The following is a 13,879-nucleotide window of genomic DNA, read 5'->3' as shown; positions in this document are numbered from 1 at the left end:
TACAAATACCGTAACGGTTTAGTGAAGCTGCGGTGGCCATCTGCCGGTTGCACCGCTTGGGTTGCGCATTTTCCACAACCCGCCTAGAAGACGCCGTCACATCGCTTCAGGAGGCCGCAATGGGCTTTAAAATGGGAATCGTGGGTCTGCCGAATGTGGGCAAGTCGACCTTGTTCAACGCGCTGACCAAGACTGCCGCGGCGCAAGCGGCGAATTTCCCGTTCTGCACCATCGAGCCGAATGTGGGCGACGTGGCCGTGCCGGACGAGCGTTTGGACAAGCTGGCGGCAATTGCGTTCTCGAAGCAAATCATCCCGACGCGCATGACCTTCGTGGACATCGCCGGTCTGGTGAAGGGGGCGTCAAAGGGCGAGGGGCTGGGCAATCAGTTTCTGGCCAATATCCGTGAGACCGACGCGATCGCCCATGTGTTGCGCTGTTTCGAAGATGGCGATGTGACCCATGTGGATGGCCGTGTCGACCCGGTGGCTGATGCTGACACGATCGAGACCGAACTGATGCTGGCCGATCTGGAAAGCATCGAAAAGCGCCGCGCCAATCTGGTGCGCAAGCTGAAGGGCAACGACAAAGAGGCGCAGCAACAAGACCGCCTGCTGGCCGAAGCGCAGGCTATGCTGGAAAGCGGTAAACCCGCGCGGCTGGTTGAGGTTACGGCCGAGGACGCCAAGGCGTGGAAGATGCTGCAACTGCTGACCACCAAACCGGTTCTGTATGTCTGCAACGTGTCCGAAGAAGAAGCCGCCGAGGGCAATGAATATTCCGCCAAGGTCGCTGAAATGGCTGCCGCGCAGGGCAATTCTCACGTCATCATCAGCGCCAAGATCGAAGAAGAGATTAGCCTGCTGGAAGCAGACGAAGCCGAGATGTTCCTGACCGAGATGGGTTTGGAAGAACCCGGCCTCGACCGTCTGATCCGCGCCGGTTACGACCTGCTCAAGCTGGAAACCTATTTCACCGTAGGCCCGAAAGAGGCCCGCGCTTGGACCATCCGCACCGGCACCGCCGCGCCGCAAGCCGCAGGCGTGATCCATGGTGACTTCGAAAAAGGCTTCATCCGCGCCGAAACCATCGCCTATGACGACTACATCGCCGCTAATGGCGAGCAAGGAGCCAAGGAGGCAGGCAAGATGCGCGCCGAGGGCAAGGGTTACATCGTCAAGGATGGCGATGTGATGCACTTTTTGTTTAACAACTGAGCCCGTCTGGCAAACGTCTGTATCAGAGCTTTTCGTTCAGGCTGCAATGGCTGATCAGCCACCCGCCGTCAGGTTGCCGGTACAAAACGTTAAGGGATGTCCCGTAACCGGTCGTCCCTTCACTAAAGTGGACAAGGCACCAGCCGATTTGACCGTCGATGCCGGCCTGAACAACCGTAACGATTTTGTCCTCGCCACCTTCCTCAACCCATTCAGAATGGGTAGCTTCTATAGCCTTTCGGCCTTTGGCTGCAGGGCCGTAGGGCGAAAATAGTTGTGCGTCATCCATAAAGAATGACGCACAACCAGTTGCATCTTTTAACCGATAGCAATCAACATACTTGTCATACAATTTCTGAAAAACTTCTACTGCGGTCATCCGAAGCCTCTCCGTGTTGCCCTTGCCGTGTATTACAGGCGAGTATCTTGAGTAAGACAAGAATGCGTTCAAAGGTATGCTCGCCTGCAGACGGTGCTTTTCCCGCAGGTTAATACGGCTAAAGTGGTCGTCGGCCCGTTATTGGAAAACTCGAATATGATCGAAATCCGCGACCTCCAACTCCTTAGCGCCCTTGCGCGACACCAACATTTCGCCAAGGCAGCTGAGGAATGCGGGATATCGCAGCCCGCGTTCTCGATGCGCATCCGCAATCTTGAGGACCGGTTGGGTGTCTCGATCGTCCGTCGTGCCAACCGGTTTCAGGGCCTCACCGAAGAGGGCGAGATGATGGTTCGTCGGGCACGGCGGATATTGGATGATTCCAAGGCGCTGGAGCAACAAGTGCTGGCCGCGCGGGGAGAGATTACGGGCACGTTGATCCTAGGGGTCATTCCGACGGCGATCGCTTTCACCGGGCGGCTGATCAAGCGTTTGCAGCAGGCGCATCCACGCATCCTGTCGCGGATTGAGACCATGTCGGCCAGCGCCATTCAGCACCGGCTGGATGAGGGAAGTCTGGACGCGGGCATCACCTATGGCGACAGCATTGGCACCGATCTGCGGCAGGTGCAGCCTCTGTACGAGGAAACCTATGTGCTGCTTGTGCCTTCGCATATGACCGAACAGACGGGTCCGATCCCCTGGGCACAGGTGGCCGAATTTCCGATCAGCCTACTTGAGCCGCAGATGCAGAACCGCCGCATTCTGGATCGAATATTCGCCGAACAGGGCCTGCATCCGCACGTGGTGGCGGAAACCAGCGGCTTTACAGCCTCGATGGTCATGGCGCGCGAGGGGCTGGCAGCCACTGTTGTTCCGCGCGTTCTGGTGCGGGCTTTGGGCGATTTACGGGGCACCAAGGTGCTGCCGCTGGTCGATCCTGTTGTCAGCAAACCGATTTGTCTGGCCACCCTGACGCGCGAGCCCGAATTGCCCACGGTCGAGGCTTTGCGCGCCGTTGTCGCCTCATTGCGGTGATAAGCTGTCGTTATCGTGCGATTGCGATAAGAGATTTGACGATATGCTAGTCTGATGAGACACGGGGCCTTAATCGGAGGGCATCATGGCACCATTAGACACCAAGCCATCAGGCGCAGCCAAGGGCGTCTGGAAGTCAGGCAAAGGCAAAGGGCGGCACACGCCCAAAGGCCGTCAGTTCACGGATGAGGCACAGGCCGAGATCGCGCGCCTGCTGGGCGATCGCCCGCGCCGCCGTGATCTGCTGATCGAATTCCTGCATTTGATTCAGGACGAACACGGCCATATCAGCGCCGACCACATCGCCGCTCTGGCAGTCGAGATGCGCATCGGTCAGGCCGAGGTCTATGAGACCGCTACCTTTTATGCCCATTTCGACGTGGTGAAAGAGGGCGAGACGCCTCCGCCCGCGCTGACGATCCGTGTCTGTGATTCCCTGTCCTGCGAAATGGCCGGTGCCCAGCAGCTGCAAAAGGCGCTGGAGGACGGTCTGGATGCCTCGCAGGTCCGCGTCGTGCGCGCGCCCTGCATGGGCCGCTGCGATACTGCGCCTGTTCTTGAGATCGGTCACAACCATATCGACCACGCGACCCCCGAAAAGGTGCAGGCTGCGATTGCGGCTGATGACACCCACGCGCATCTGCCTGACTACGAAGCCTTCGCGGCCTATGAGGCCAATGGCGGCTATGCCAAGCTTAAAGAGCTGCGCGACGGTGGCGATTGGGAACAAGTGCAGGAAGACATCCTGTCCTCGGGCCTGCGTGGTCTGGGTGGTGCGGGCTTCCCGTCGGGCAAGAAATGGGGCTTTGTTCGCATGAACGAAGGCACCCGCTATCTGGCCGTGAACGGGGACGAGGGCGAGCCCGGCACGTTCAAAGACCGCTACTATCTGGAGCGTACGCCGCATGTCTTCCTTGAGGGCATGCTGATCGCCGCTTGGGCGGTCGAGGCGGAAACCTGCTTCATCTACATGCGCGACGAATATCCGGCGGTGCTGGAAATTCTGCGCCGTGAGATTGCCGCGCTGGAACAGGCCGGGATCGTCGAAGAAGGATACATCGATCTGCGCCGGGGGGCCGGTGCCTATATCTGCGGCGAAGAATCCGCGATGATTGAATCGATCGAGGGCAAGAAGGGCCTACCGCGTCACCGTCCTCCGTTCGTGGCGCAGGTCGGCGTGTTTAACCGCCCGACCTTGGTGCACAATGTCGAGACGCTGTATTGGGTCACCAAGGTGTGTCGCGAGGGGCCGGAATGCCTCAACAGCACCGAAAAGAACGGCCGCAAGGGCCTGCGCAGCTATTCGGTCTCGGGGCGTGTGGCAAAGCCGGGCGTCTATCTACTGCCCGCCGGTTCGACCATTCTGGACGTGATCGAAGCGGCCGGAGGGATGGCCGAAGGTCAGACCTTCAAGGCCTACCAGCCGGGCGGTCCGTCTTCGGGGCTGTTGCCCGCATCTATGGATGACATCCCGCTGGATTTCGACACGCTGCAACCGCATGGCACCTTCATCGGGTCCGCTGCTGTGGTCGTTTTGTCCGATCAGGACACCGCCCGCGATGCGGCGCTGAACATGCTGCGGTTTTTCGAGGATGAAAGCTGCGGCCAGTGTACGCCCTGCCGCGCAGGCTGCGAAAAGGCGGTCAAGCTGATGCAAGCCGAAAAATGGGACACCGATCTGCTGGAAGACCTGTGTCAGGTCATGGGTGATGCCTCGATCTGTGGTCTGGGGCAGGCGGCCCCAAACCCGATCCGCCTGGTCATGAAACACTTCGCTGACGAAATCTGAGGGGAGACAGAGCCATGCTAGACGCAAGCCCAAACAAGACCGTCACCTTCAACCTGAACGGCGAAGATGTAACCGTGCCCGAGGGCTGGACCATCTGGGAAGCCGCCAAGGGGCAAGGTTTCACCATTCCGCACCTGTGCCACAAGCCGCAGCCCGGCTACAAACCCGACGGCAACTGCCGCGCCTGCATGGTCGAGGTGGAGGGCGAACGCACACTGGTCGCTTCGTGCATCCGACCCGCAGCGGACGGTATGGTCGTCAAGACCGACAGTGACCGCGCCGAGAAATCACGCGCGATGGTCATGGAACTGCTGGTCGCAGATCAGCCGGAAGAGGCGCATGACACCTCCAGCCACTTCTGGGATATGGCCAAGCTGAACGATGTATCGGGCAGCCGTTTCCCTGCGAAAGAGGCCGAGAAAATCCCGCTGCTGGATGACAGCCACGTTGCGATGCGCGTCAATCTGGACGCCTGCATCAACTGCAATCTCTGCGTCCGTGCCTGCCGCGAGGTTCAGGTGAATGACGTGATCGGCATGGCCGGTCGTGGCCATACTGCGCAGGTGGTGTTCGACCAGAACGACCCGATGGGCGATTCGACCTGTGTAGCCTGTGGTGAATGCGTTCAGGCTTGCCCCACCGGCGCGCTGATGCCTGCCACCGTTCTGGACGATCAGCAGAAGGGCGACAGCAAGGATTATGACAGCGAAACCGAAAGCGTCTGCCCGTTCTGTGGTGTGGGCTGTAAGGTCTCGCTGAAGGTTAAGGACGGCAAGGTCAAATACGTCGAGGGCATCAATGGCCCCGCCAACGAAGGCCGTCTGTGTGTCAAAGGCCGTTTTGGCTTTGATTACATCCACCACCCGCACCGTTTGACCAAGCCGCTGATCCGGCGCGAGGACGCGCCTGCCAAGGGGCTGAATGTCGATCCCGCGAACCTGTCGACCCATTTCCGCGAAGCGACATGGGAAGAGGCGATGGATCTGGCCGCCTCCAAACTGGTGGCCCTGCGCGACCAAGACCCGCGCAGCGTGGCCGGTTTCGGCTCGGCCAAATGCACCAACGAAGAAGCCTATCTATTCCAGAAGTTCATCCGTCAGGGGTTCAAGCATAACAATGTCGACCACTGCACCCGTCTGTGCCACGCGTCGTCCGTTGCGGCGTTGATCGAAAACGTCGGATCAGGCGCTGTGACGGCTGCGTTCAACGACATCAAGGACGCGGACGTGGCGATCATTATCGGGTCGAACCCGATTGAAAACCATCCCGTCGCGGCAACGTATTTCAAACAATTCGCCAAACGCGGCGGCAAGCTGATCGTAATGGATCCGCGCGGCGTCGGCATGCGCAAGTTTGCGGATGAAATGCTGCAATTCCGCCCCGGGGCGGATGTCTCGATGCTCAACGCGATCATGAACGTGATCGTCGAGGAAGAGCTTTACGACAGCCAGTACATCCACCGCTGGACCGAGAACTGGGAAGCGGAGAAAGAGCATCTGCGCCAGTTTACGCCCGAAGCAATGGCCCCGATCTGCGGTATCGAAGCCGATCAGCTGCGCCGCGTCGCGCGCACTTTTGCGCAGGCCAAGGCCGGTCTGATTTTCTGGGGGATGGGCGTCAGTCAGCACATCCACGGCACGGACAATTCGCGCTGCCTGATCTCGCTGGCCCTGATGACCGGCAACGTTGGAAAACCCGGCGCAGGTCTGCACCCGCTGCGCGGTCAGAACAACGTGCAAGGTGCCTCGGACGCGGGTCTGATCCCGATGTTCCTGCCCGACTATCAGACCGTGACTGACGATGGCATTCGCGCCAAGTTCAACGAGGTCTGGAACTCGGACGACTTCTCGAACGAGAAGGGTCTGACGGTGACCGAGATCATCGACCAAGCCTATCAGGGCAACATCAAGGGTATGTACATCATGGGTGAGAACCCGGCCATGTCTGACCCGGATGTGAACCACGCCCGCGATGCGCTGGCCAAGTTGGACCTGATGATCGTGCAGGATATCTTCCTGACCGAGACAGCGAACTATGCCGACATCATCCTGCCTGCCTCGGCGCTGTATGAAAAGAACGGCACCGTGTCGAACACCAACCGTCAGGTGCAGCGGGTGCGCCCCGCCGTGCCGCCTCCGGGTGAGGCGCGCGAGGACTGGGCGATCACTGTTGAACTAGCGCAGCGCATCGGGCTGAACTGGGGCTACACGGACGTGTCTCAGGTGTTTGATGAGATGAAGCTGACAATGGCATCGCTCGATAACATCACTTGGGATCGACTGAAGTCCGAGACGATCACCTATCCGTCTCTGTCGGAAACCGATCCTGGTCAGTCCATCGTGTTTGGTGATGGCTTCCCGCGAACGGACGGTAAGGCCAAGTTCACCCCGGCAAGCGTTATCCCGCCGGATGAAGCCCCGGATGACGAATACCCGATGATTGCCACTACGGGCCGTCAGCTGGAACACTGGCACACCGGGTCGATGACGCGCCGGTCCAACGTTCTGGACGCGGTTGAGCCCGAGGCGAACTGTTCGATGAACCCCCGAACGCTTAAGTTGATGGGGATCGAGCCGGGCGAGACAATCCGACTGACGACCCGTCGCGGCAGCATCGACATCATGGTGCGCGCCGACCGTGCGATTGCCGAGGATATGGTGTTCATCCCCTTCGCCTACGTCGAGGCGGCGGCCAACATCCTGACCAACTCGGCTATCGACCCATATGGCAAAATCCCCGAGTTCAAGTTCTCGGCCATCAGGGTAGAAAAGATCGAAGACGCTATCGCGGCGGAATAACCGAACAAAGGCGGCCCTTATGGCCGCCTTTAACTTTTCTTGACAGCAGGGTTCGTGCGTCCAAACATGCCGCCCTGTTGCGAGGATGATGCAGATGACAGAACCGTTAAGCGGGCATGACGGCCCCTATGATGCGCCGGTCGAGATTCGGGGCTTTGAAGTGCTGCCCGAATGGATCGACTATAACGGCCATATGAATGTGGGCTACTACGGCGTTGCGTTCGACATGGCGCTCGAGCGGCTGATGGTGGATCATCTGGGCTTGGGTGAGGTGCAGGTCAACGCGCTGGGGCAGGGACCCTATGTGCTGCAATCGCAGATGTCCTTCCTGCAAGAGGTGCTCGAGGGGCAGCCTCTGACATTTCGTATCCGCATGTTGGATGCCGATCACAAGCGCGGGCATTATTTTGCCGAAATGCTGTCAGACACGGGAGAGGTTTGCGCCACGCAAGAGGCGTTGTTCATGAATGTCAGCCACACCACCGGTCGGTCTGAGGCGTATCCAGAGTGGGCCGCCGCCCGGTTGGCCCAAATGGTGCGCGACCACGCGGGGCTTACGCCTGCGCCGCAGGTCGGTCAGCCGATTGGTATCCGCCGTCAGTAGTCGCGTTGAAAGAACATGCCGATCCCTGTCTCACCCTGTCCGTCGACAGTGCCGCGCACGGTGAAGTTATCCGTCACGTCCAGGTTCAGGTTCACCTCGGTGTCACCTTCGGTGTTCACGGTGAAATCGGTATAGAGGTTGTCGCTCAGATACGCGCCTGCGCCCAGGCGTCCAGCGCCGCCCTCGGTGGCGCCGATATCAACTGTATCAACTCCGGTGCTGTCGCGCAGGCCTTTGGTCGCGTCCCCGCCCGCCCCGCTGAGCTGCGCCAATGACGCGGCCATCTGGGCGATGACAAAGGGCGACAATTCCGAGAACCGGTTGCCGAACAGCAGGATCGCCAACGCCTCTTCTGCAGGGCGCTCGGGGTCTGAGAATACATTGACCTCGGGCGCATCCAGCGGGCCTGCGATCTCGATTGTCGCGGTGCCCTCTGATGTGCTGGTCGAGGATGCGAACTCGATATAGGGCGTCAGGTCGCCTTGCAGGGTTACGACCCCCTTGGTCAGGGCCAGACGGCGGCCAAGGATGTCCAAGTTACCTCGGATCAGCTCGATCTGACCGGATGGGACCACGGAACTGGTTGTCCCGCCAATGAACAAACGCCCACCCAGCTCTGCATTTACGCCGCGACCGCGCACGAACACAGCCTTCGGAGCCAGCAGTGAAACATCAAGCGCGATGCGCGAGTCGCTTTGGGTGGCCTCCTCGTCCACGATCAAACCAGCGCGTTCCCGCGTCAGGTAGCTGGCCGGGCTTTCCCCGACATGTTCGATATTCGGGATCGGCGCGGCACCTACGGCGCCGGACGCCGCAGCAAGATTGATATTGGTTTCGCCGAAATTGATCTGGCCTGAAACGGCACTGTTGGCAGCCAGAGCGCCGGTCAGCGCGATCTGACCGTTCAGCGATGTTTCGAATAAGAGCTGATCTGTCAGCACCAGATTGTTCAGCGTCGTCGTCACATTGGCGTTGAAGGGCGGGGTCAGGTCAATCGGTCCGGACACGTTGAAACTGCCACCCGAGCGCGGGCCGCCGGTTATCGCAATGGTTGCCCGGCTTTGCGCTAATGTTACCGTTCCGTCGATCCCGGTGAAGGTCTGTCCTGCGGTTGGCAGCGCCAGCGAGGTGCCGTTGGTGGTGATTGTCCCGCTCAGCGCATCCAGCGCGGGCTTGCCCTTGAGCGCCACGTCAAACTGGGCCGTGCCGTCGATCTTGTTGGGCGAGATGAACAGGTTCGCGATGCCGATATTGACACCGCCCACGGCCTTCAGATCGGCTTCGCCCGAGGTTTCATCGAACGTACCCGACAAAGTGCTGTTAATTTGTGCCGGACCTTCGGTGTTGGAATCGATGGTCCAGACCCCGTTCTGCCGCTTTGCCGTGCCGCTTGTGGCGACTGAGCCAGGGAACTCTGGCAGGAACCGCTCGATCCGGTTGAACTTGGCGTCAAAGTCAAAATCTGCCGAACCGTCCGCGTCTACCGACCCGATCAATGACGCGTAGGAGCTGTCGGGACCACTCAGGGTTGTCGTACCCTCGACGCCATCCGCGGTGGGTGCGACATTGCCGGTCAATGTTAGCGGCCCTGACAGGATGTTCGTGATCCGCGCTAGGTCATCCAGCTGAACCGAATAATTCAGCCCGCCCGACTGACGCGCCACCTTGCCCGACGCATCGGCCGAGATTGCGGTGCCCTTCAGGCGAAAGGTTCTGACATCCAAGCCTTCGTCGCTGTTTTGGGCGTCCACAGACAGGGTCGTGCGGCCCTGAATTAGGCGGTCCACAAGGTCCATTCCAATCTGGATATTGTCGGCATCCACATCACCTTGTACGTCAAAAGCGCGGCTCGATAGGTCGCCGCTGCCCGTCACATTGGCGTTGACCACACCGGTCAGTTCCCGGCCCGCAATGCCCGAGAAAAGCGACAGGTCGGGCACGACCAACTGCACCGTCCCTTCACCCGAAGGCGCGTCCGTTGGGTTGTTGACCGTCGCCTGTACCTGCGCACGCAGCGCTGTGCCGTTCACGGTTGCTTTGCGAATTTCAATCTTGTCGAGCGAACGCGCGCCATCCCACAGAATCGTGGTTTGCCCGGTCAGCAACGGATCGTAATCGGCCAAGCCGGTCTGTAGATCGCGCGCGACGATGTTGAGCGTACCGTCGAATTCCTGTGTTTGCGCGGTGCCTTGGCCCGCGAACTCGGCCCGGACAGAGCCGCCCAGATCATGTTGGGCCAACCCGGAAAAGACCGACAGATCCGGGGCGTTGACTTTTGCCTGCCCGTCAATTGTCAGATTTCCATCTGGTGTCGTGACGTTGCCACTGGCCTCGACCTGCGCGGCGGAACTGTCCAGAGCGAAGGTACGCACCGTGATGCCGTCCGCCCCCCGCTGACCGTCCAGCGTGACGGTGGTGTTGCCGGTGATAATCGGGTCGATATCCTCGCGCCCAGTCGACAGGTCGGCCCCCTCAACGTTCAGTTTGCCGTTAAAGCTGCCATCAAGCGGGGATCCTTTGCCCTCGACCCGCGCCGTGATCTGACCGCCCAGTTCCATCTGCGCCAGATCGGAAAAGCGCGACAGGTCGGTTGCGTTCAACTCGGCCGAGCCATCGATGCTGAGCCCGCTGTTCAGGCCGTTGACCAGCGCATCCAGCGCCAGATCATAGTCCGAGCCGATCAGCTCGAACCCGGACAGGTTCAAGGACTGATCGCTGCCATAGTCGAACTGTCCGTCCAATATGATCCGCTGCCCCAAAGCGGCGTTCAGGGCGGGATCGTTCAGGTCAATGCCGGAAACACTGGCCTGAAGATCGCCGCTGACCGCAAAGCCCTCGTCCTGATCCAGAACGCCCTGAGCGGTAATGCGCGCGTTTTGCAGATTGGCTTGCGGTGCGTTCAGCCCGTTGGCCGTCAGGCTGAGATCCCACAGATTGCCGTTTTTCCGGTCAAACAGCGCCGAAATCTGTGCCGCTTTGATCGACGTATCCCCACCTGCGACGGGTAGGGTCACGGATTGCCCGTCGGGCGGGGTGATCCGCCCTTGCAGGGCCGCCAGTTGCAAGGCGCTGCCTTCGCCCAGTTGCAATTCCCCTTTCAGGCTCAGGGCCTGCGTCGTCAGTTCAAGGTCCGAGACCTCCAGAGCGCCGTCGGGTTTGGTCTGCCCGTCGACGAACAGGCGGGTCTCGGTGCCAAAAAACGGGTCAATCTCGGCGGTCAGAAACGGGGTCAGGTCGCCGCTGAGGTCGGTGGTGAAGGCGATACCCTGATCGGCTTCAGCCGCGCGCAGGCGTACCTGCCCCGAAACGCGCTGCTGGTTATCGCTGCTCAGCCCGATATCGGCAGTAAAATCCGTCAGCGGGCCTGATCCCTTGGCCGTCAACCCAATCGGCGGGCTGTCGGGGATTTTCAGCGCTGTCGATATGAGCCCGCCCGACGCCTCGATCACCTGCAAATCCAGTGTGATCTGGCTCGAGTCGTTCTGGAATCCAGCGGTCAGCTTGATCTCATCCCCGGCGCGATCCAGCCGGGTGATGTCCAGATTGGTGTCCAGCGTTCCATCGGCCAGAGACAGATTTCCAGTGACAGACAGATCGGCCGCCACACCGATTAGAGGCTCGCCCAAGGCCAGCTCATCCACCCGAATCTCGCCGATCTCGATGGAAACCGGCAATTCAGGGAGTTGAAATGGCTGCGTCTCAGCCGAAGCGGCGGGTTCCTCCGTTGTCGTCGCCCCCGGTGCGCGGGCGATGTCGATTTCCTGTGCTGTCAGTGCATTGACCGAAAACCGTCCCCGGATCAGGGCCAGTCGGTTCCAATCAAGCTGGGCGTCCTTGATGGTCAGCCAGACGCCTTCATCATCGGCGACAGTGATTTCCTCAATCGTCGCACGGGCGCTGAGCGCGCCTTGCAGGCCCTTGACCGTTACGTTCTGATTGTCGCCCGACAATGTGTCCTGCAAGAAGGTCTCGAGCATACTGCCGCCGCCGTCGTCCTGCGCGAATACCGGTGGTGCGGTTGCGATCAGAGTGGCACTGACAATCGTATATGAAGTGCGTCGTATCAAAATGCCTGTCCGATCCCGATATAGAATTGCAGACCATTGCCCGTGTCACCCTGAACCGGCACAGCCAGATCAAGCCGCAACGGGCCAAAGCCGCCCAAATCGTACCTGACCCCCAGACCAGCCCCCGAATGGGAATTCGCCGTGCTGGTCACAAAAGCCGTCGTATCGACCGCCCCGTAGTCATAAAACCCGACCAACGAGATAGTATCGGTGATTTTACCACGAACTTCGCCCGAAAGCCCCAAAAACGACTTGCCGCCTGCAACCTCATCTCCGACGGGGATACCAAGGCTTTCAAAGGGCTGCCCGCGAACAGTGCCTGCACCGCCAGAATAGAACAGGAAGTCCGGGGTCACACCGTCCAGCGAGGGGCCGATGACTGAGCCGATTTGCACCCGACCCGCCAGAACGATGCGCCCGTCGGTTCCAAGGCTGGTATAGCTGCGCGCATCCGCGAAGAAGCGGGCACCTGTTTCCGTGCCTGACAGTCCAACAAATGGCATAGCCTGCGCATCCAGATAGAACCCGCGCGTGGCGCTGACCTTACTGTCGCGTTCATCCCACTCGGCGCGGAACGGAAGGATGAAATACCTGAATTTGCGTCCGTCGCCGAAGGCATCGTCCGCGTTTGACAACTGAAACCCTGCCGAAGCCTCGGCATAAAGCCGGTCCGAGAAGGTCCGGCGCGCACCATATGCCAGCGAGGTGATTGACACACTGTAGTTGTCCGTATTGCGGCGGTCGATCAGGGCATTCCAGAAGGTGCTGTCATCGGGGCCAAGCCGGTCTGGCTGGTCCAGTCGCAAGCCGATCCGGCCATCCAAGTCCTCGGACCCGCCGATGTTGCGCAATGCAGCTTCAAAACGCAGACGCTCGGCGCGTTTGAACACGTTGCGGTGTGTCCAGGTGGCGGTCAGGTCGATCCCATCGCGCGAGGCTATTTCGAAACCCAGCGTCAGGCGGCGCTTGGGCAGGTCTTCGAAATAGACGTCGAAATCCAACGTGCCGTCGGGGTTCGGGTTTTCACGCTCTTCAATGGCGACCACATTGAACGTTCCGGTCCTGCGCAACCGGGTGCCGACCTTCTGGATTTCTTCGGGCGAATAGACCTGACCCGAGGGGAAACCCGCTATCTTTTCGATCGAAGAGTGTTTGACGTCAGAATCACCCAGAATGAACATCTCGCCAAATCTCAGGCGCGGGCCGGGATCGACGTCGATCTCTGCGTCCAGCCGGGCCTGTGGGTGGCGCGCGATCACCTTTTGCCCGGCGACATCGGCCTTGGCATGACCCACGTTGCGCCAGCCCTGAACACCGGCCGAGGCCGCGCGCTGGATGGCCCCAGTCGAGGCGGGTTTGCCAATCGCAAAATCCTCGGGCAAGACGGTTTCCGGCGCAATCGGTCGCAAGGTCGCCTCGCCAAAACGGTAGGAGGGGCCCGTTGCCACGGTAATCACCGCGCGGTCTATCTTGGCCGGGACGCTGAGCGAGCTGAGCTCTGCTGCTTCCTGACCATCTAGCTTGATGCTGACTTCCGGGCTGAAATATCCCTCATCATACATGATCTGGACGATAGTCCGATAATCCGACAGTGCGGCGGACAGGATTTCCAGCGGAGTATCCAACCCGCGGGATTCTGCGGTGGTAACCGAAGATGTCTCCTCGATCCGGTCCACCAACTCTTGCGGAGCGCCTGGCGCGACCAGCGAGGTTTCCAGAGCGGACAGTCCGGTCGGCATAGCGGCAGCCATGATGCCCAGTACCAAGGGTTTAGAAAAGCGCAGCCTGCTTCCCTGCATCTGTTGGCTCCAACTGCCCAAAATCGAACGCAATATTGCTGCCTTAAGAAGGGTGACAGCTCTTTCTGAACAGTTAGATCATCAGTCACGGCGTTGGGAAAGAAATTATCGAATATGTACTGGGAATTGCAGGCGGGTGTGGTGGCTAGGACCCTACGCAATGGTGCTGGAGGACCGTATTGAATGGT

General features: G+C 60.0%; 8 protein-coding genes. 5 read left to right on the top strand and 3 right to left on the bottom strand.

From position 1 onward, the window contains the following. Positions 1-119: 119 nt before the first annotated feature. Positions 120-1,217: a redox-regulated ATPase YchF gene (gene ychF, locus ACR0DB_RS03690; protein ID WP_170769929.1), complete on the top strand. Its 1,098-nt coding sequence runs from the start codon at positions 120-122 to the stop codon at positions 1,215-1,217. A gap of 22 nt (positions 1,218-1,239) precedes the next feature. Here ychF and ACR0DB_RS03685 read toward each other — a convergent pair whose 3' ends face one another. Next, positions 1,240-1,596: a YybH family protein gene (locus ACR0DB_RS03685; protein ID WP_170782911.1), complete on the bottom strand. Its 357-nt coding sequence runs from the start codon at positions 1,594-1,596 to the stop codon at positions 1,240-1,242. A gap of 156 nt (positions 1,597-1,752) precedes the next feature. On the opposite strand from ACR0DB_RS03685, the gene ACR0DB_RS03680 reads away from it, so the two are divergent. The 4 genes from ACR0DB_RS03680 (at position 1,753) to ACR0DB_RS03665 (ending at position 7,825) form a co-directional block, all read left to right on the top strand. Further along, positions 1,753-2,634: a LysR family transcriptional regulator gene (locus tag ACR0DB_RS03680; RefSeq protein ID WP_170769931.1), complete on the top strand. Its 882-nt coding sequence runs from the start codon at positions 1,753-1,755 to the stop codon at positions 2,632-2,634. An 85-nt stretch (positions 2,635-2,719) separates the two neighbouring features. Beyond that, complete coding sequence (locus ACR0DB_RS03675) at positions 2,720-4,423, top strand: NAD(P)H-dependent oxidoreductase subunit E (protein ID WP_480548946.1); 1,704 nt, start codon at positions 2,720-2,722, stop codon at positions 4,421-4,423. A gap of 14 nt (positions 4,424-4,437) precedes the next feature. Then, on the top strand, positions 4,438-7,221 hold the full coding sequence (gene fdhF / locus ACR0DB_RS03670) for a formate dehydrogenase subunit alpha (protein WP_480548944.1): 2,784 nt from the start codon (positions 4,438-4,440) through the stop codon (positions 7,219-7,221). A 94-nt stretch (positions 7,222-7,315) separates the two neighbouring features. Continuing rightward, positions 7,316-7,825 (top strand): thioesterase family protein, encoded by a 510-nt coding sequence (locus ACR0DB_RS03665; RefSeq protein ID WP_237217226.1) that lies wholly within the window; start codon positions 7,316-7,318, stop codon positions 7,823-7,825. Here ACR0DB_RS03665 and ACR0DB_RS03660 read toward each other — a convergent pair. Both ACR0DB_RS03660 and ACR0DB_RS03655 read right to left on the bottom strand, forming a co-directional pair. Beyond that, a complete protein-coding gene (locus ACR0DB_RS03660; protein ID WP_480548942.1) occupies positions 7,819-11,892 on the bottom strand; it encodes a translocation/assembly module TamB domain-containing protein in 4,074 nt (1,357 codons plus the stop codon). The genes ACR0DB_RS03665 and ACR0DB_RS03660 overlap by 7 nt on opposite strands. Further along, on the bottom strand, positions 11,889-13,691 hold the full coding sequence (locus tag ACR0DB_RS03655; RefSeq protein ID WP_480548940.1) for an autotransporter assembly complex protein TamA: 1,803 nt from the start codon (positions 13,689-13,691) through the stop codon (positions 11,889-11,891). The genes ACR0DB_RS03660 and ACR0DB_RS03655 overlap by 4 nt, the downstream gene beginning before the upstream one ends. Positions 13,692-13,879 lie beyond the last annotated feature (188 nt).

Source organism: Ruegeria sp. AB6 (genome assembly GCF_056542685.1).
This window is presented reverse-complemented; position numbering and strand designations above follow the sequence as displayed.

Excerpts from the sequence above, each read along its gene's own strand:
- ychF (WP_170769929.1), top strand. The coding sequence starts at position 120 with ATGGGCTTTAAAATGGGAATCGTGGGTCTGCCGAATGTGGGCAAGTCG.
- ACR0DB_RS03685 (WP_170782911.1), bottom strand. The coding sequence starts at position 1,596 with ATGACCGCAGTAGAAGTTTTTCAGAAATTGTATGACAAGTATGTTGAT.
- ACR0DB_RS03680 (WP_170769931.1), top strand. The coding sequence starts at position 1,753 with ATGATCGAAATCCGCGACCTCCAACTCCTTAGCGCCCTTGCGCGACAC.
- ACR0DB_RS03675 (WP_480548946.1), top strand. The coding sequence starts at position 2,720 with ATGGCACCATTAGACACCAAGCCATCAGGCGCAGCCAAGGGCGTCTGG.
- fdhF (WP_480548944.1), top strand. The coding sequence starts at position 4,438 with ATGCTAGACGCAAGCCCAAACAAGACCGTCACCTTCAACCTGAACGGC.
- ACR0DB_RS03665 (WP_237217226.1), top strand. The coding sequence starts at position 7,316 with ATGACAGAACCGTTAAGCGGGCATGACGGCCCCTATGATGCGCCGGTC.
- ACR0DB_RS03655 (WP_480548940.1), bottom strand. The coding sequence starts at position 13,691 with ATGCAGGGAAGCAGGCTGCGCTTTTCTAAACCCTTGGTACTGGGCATC.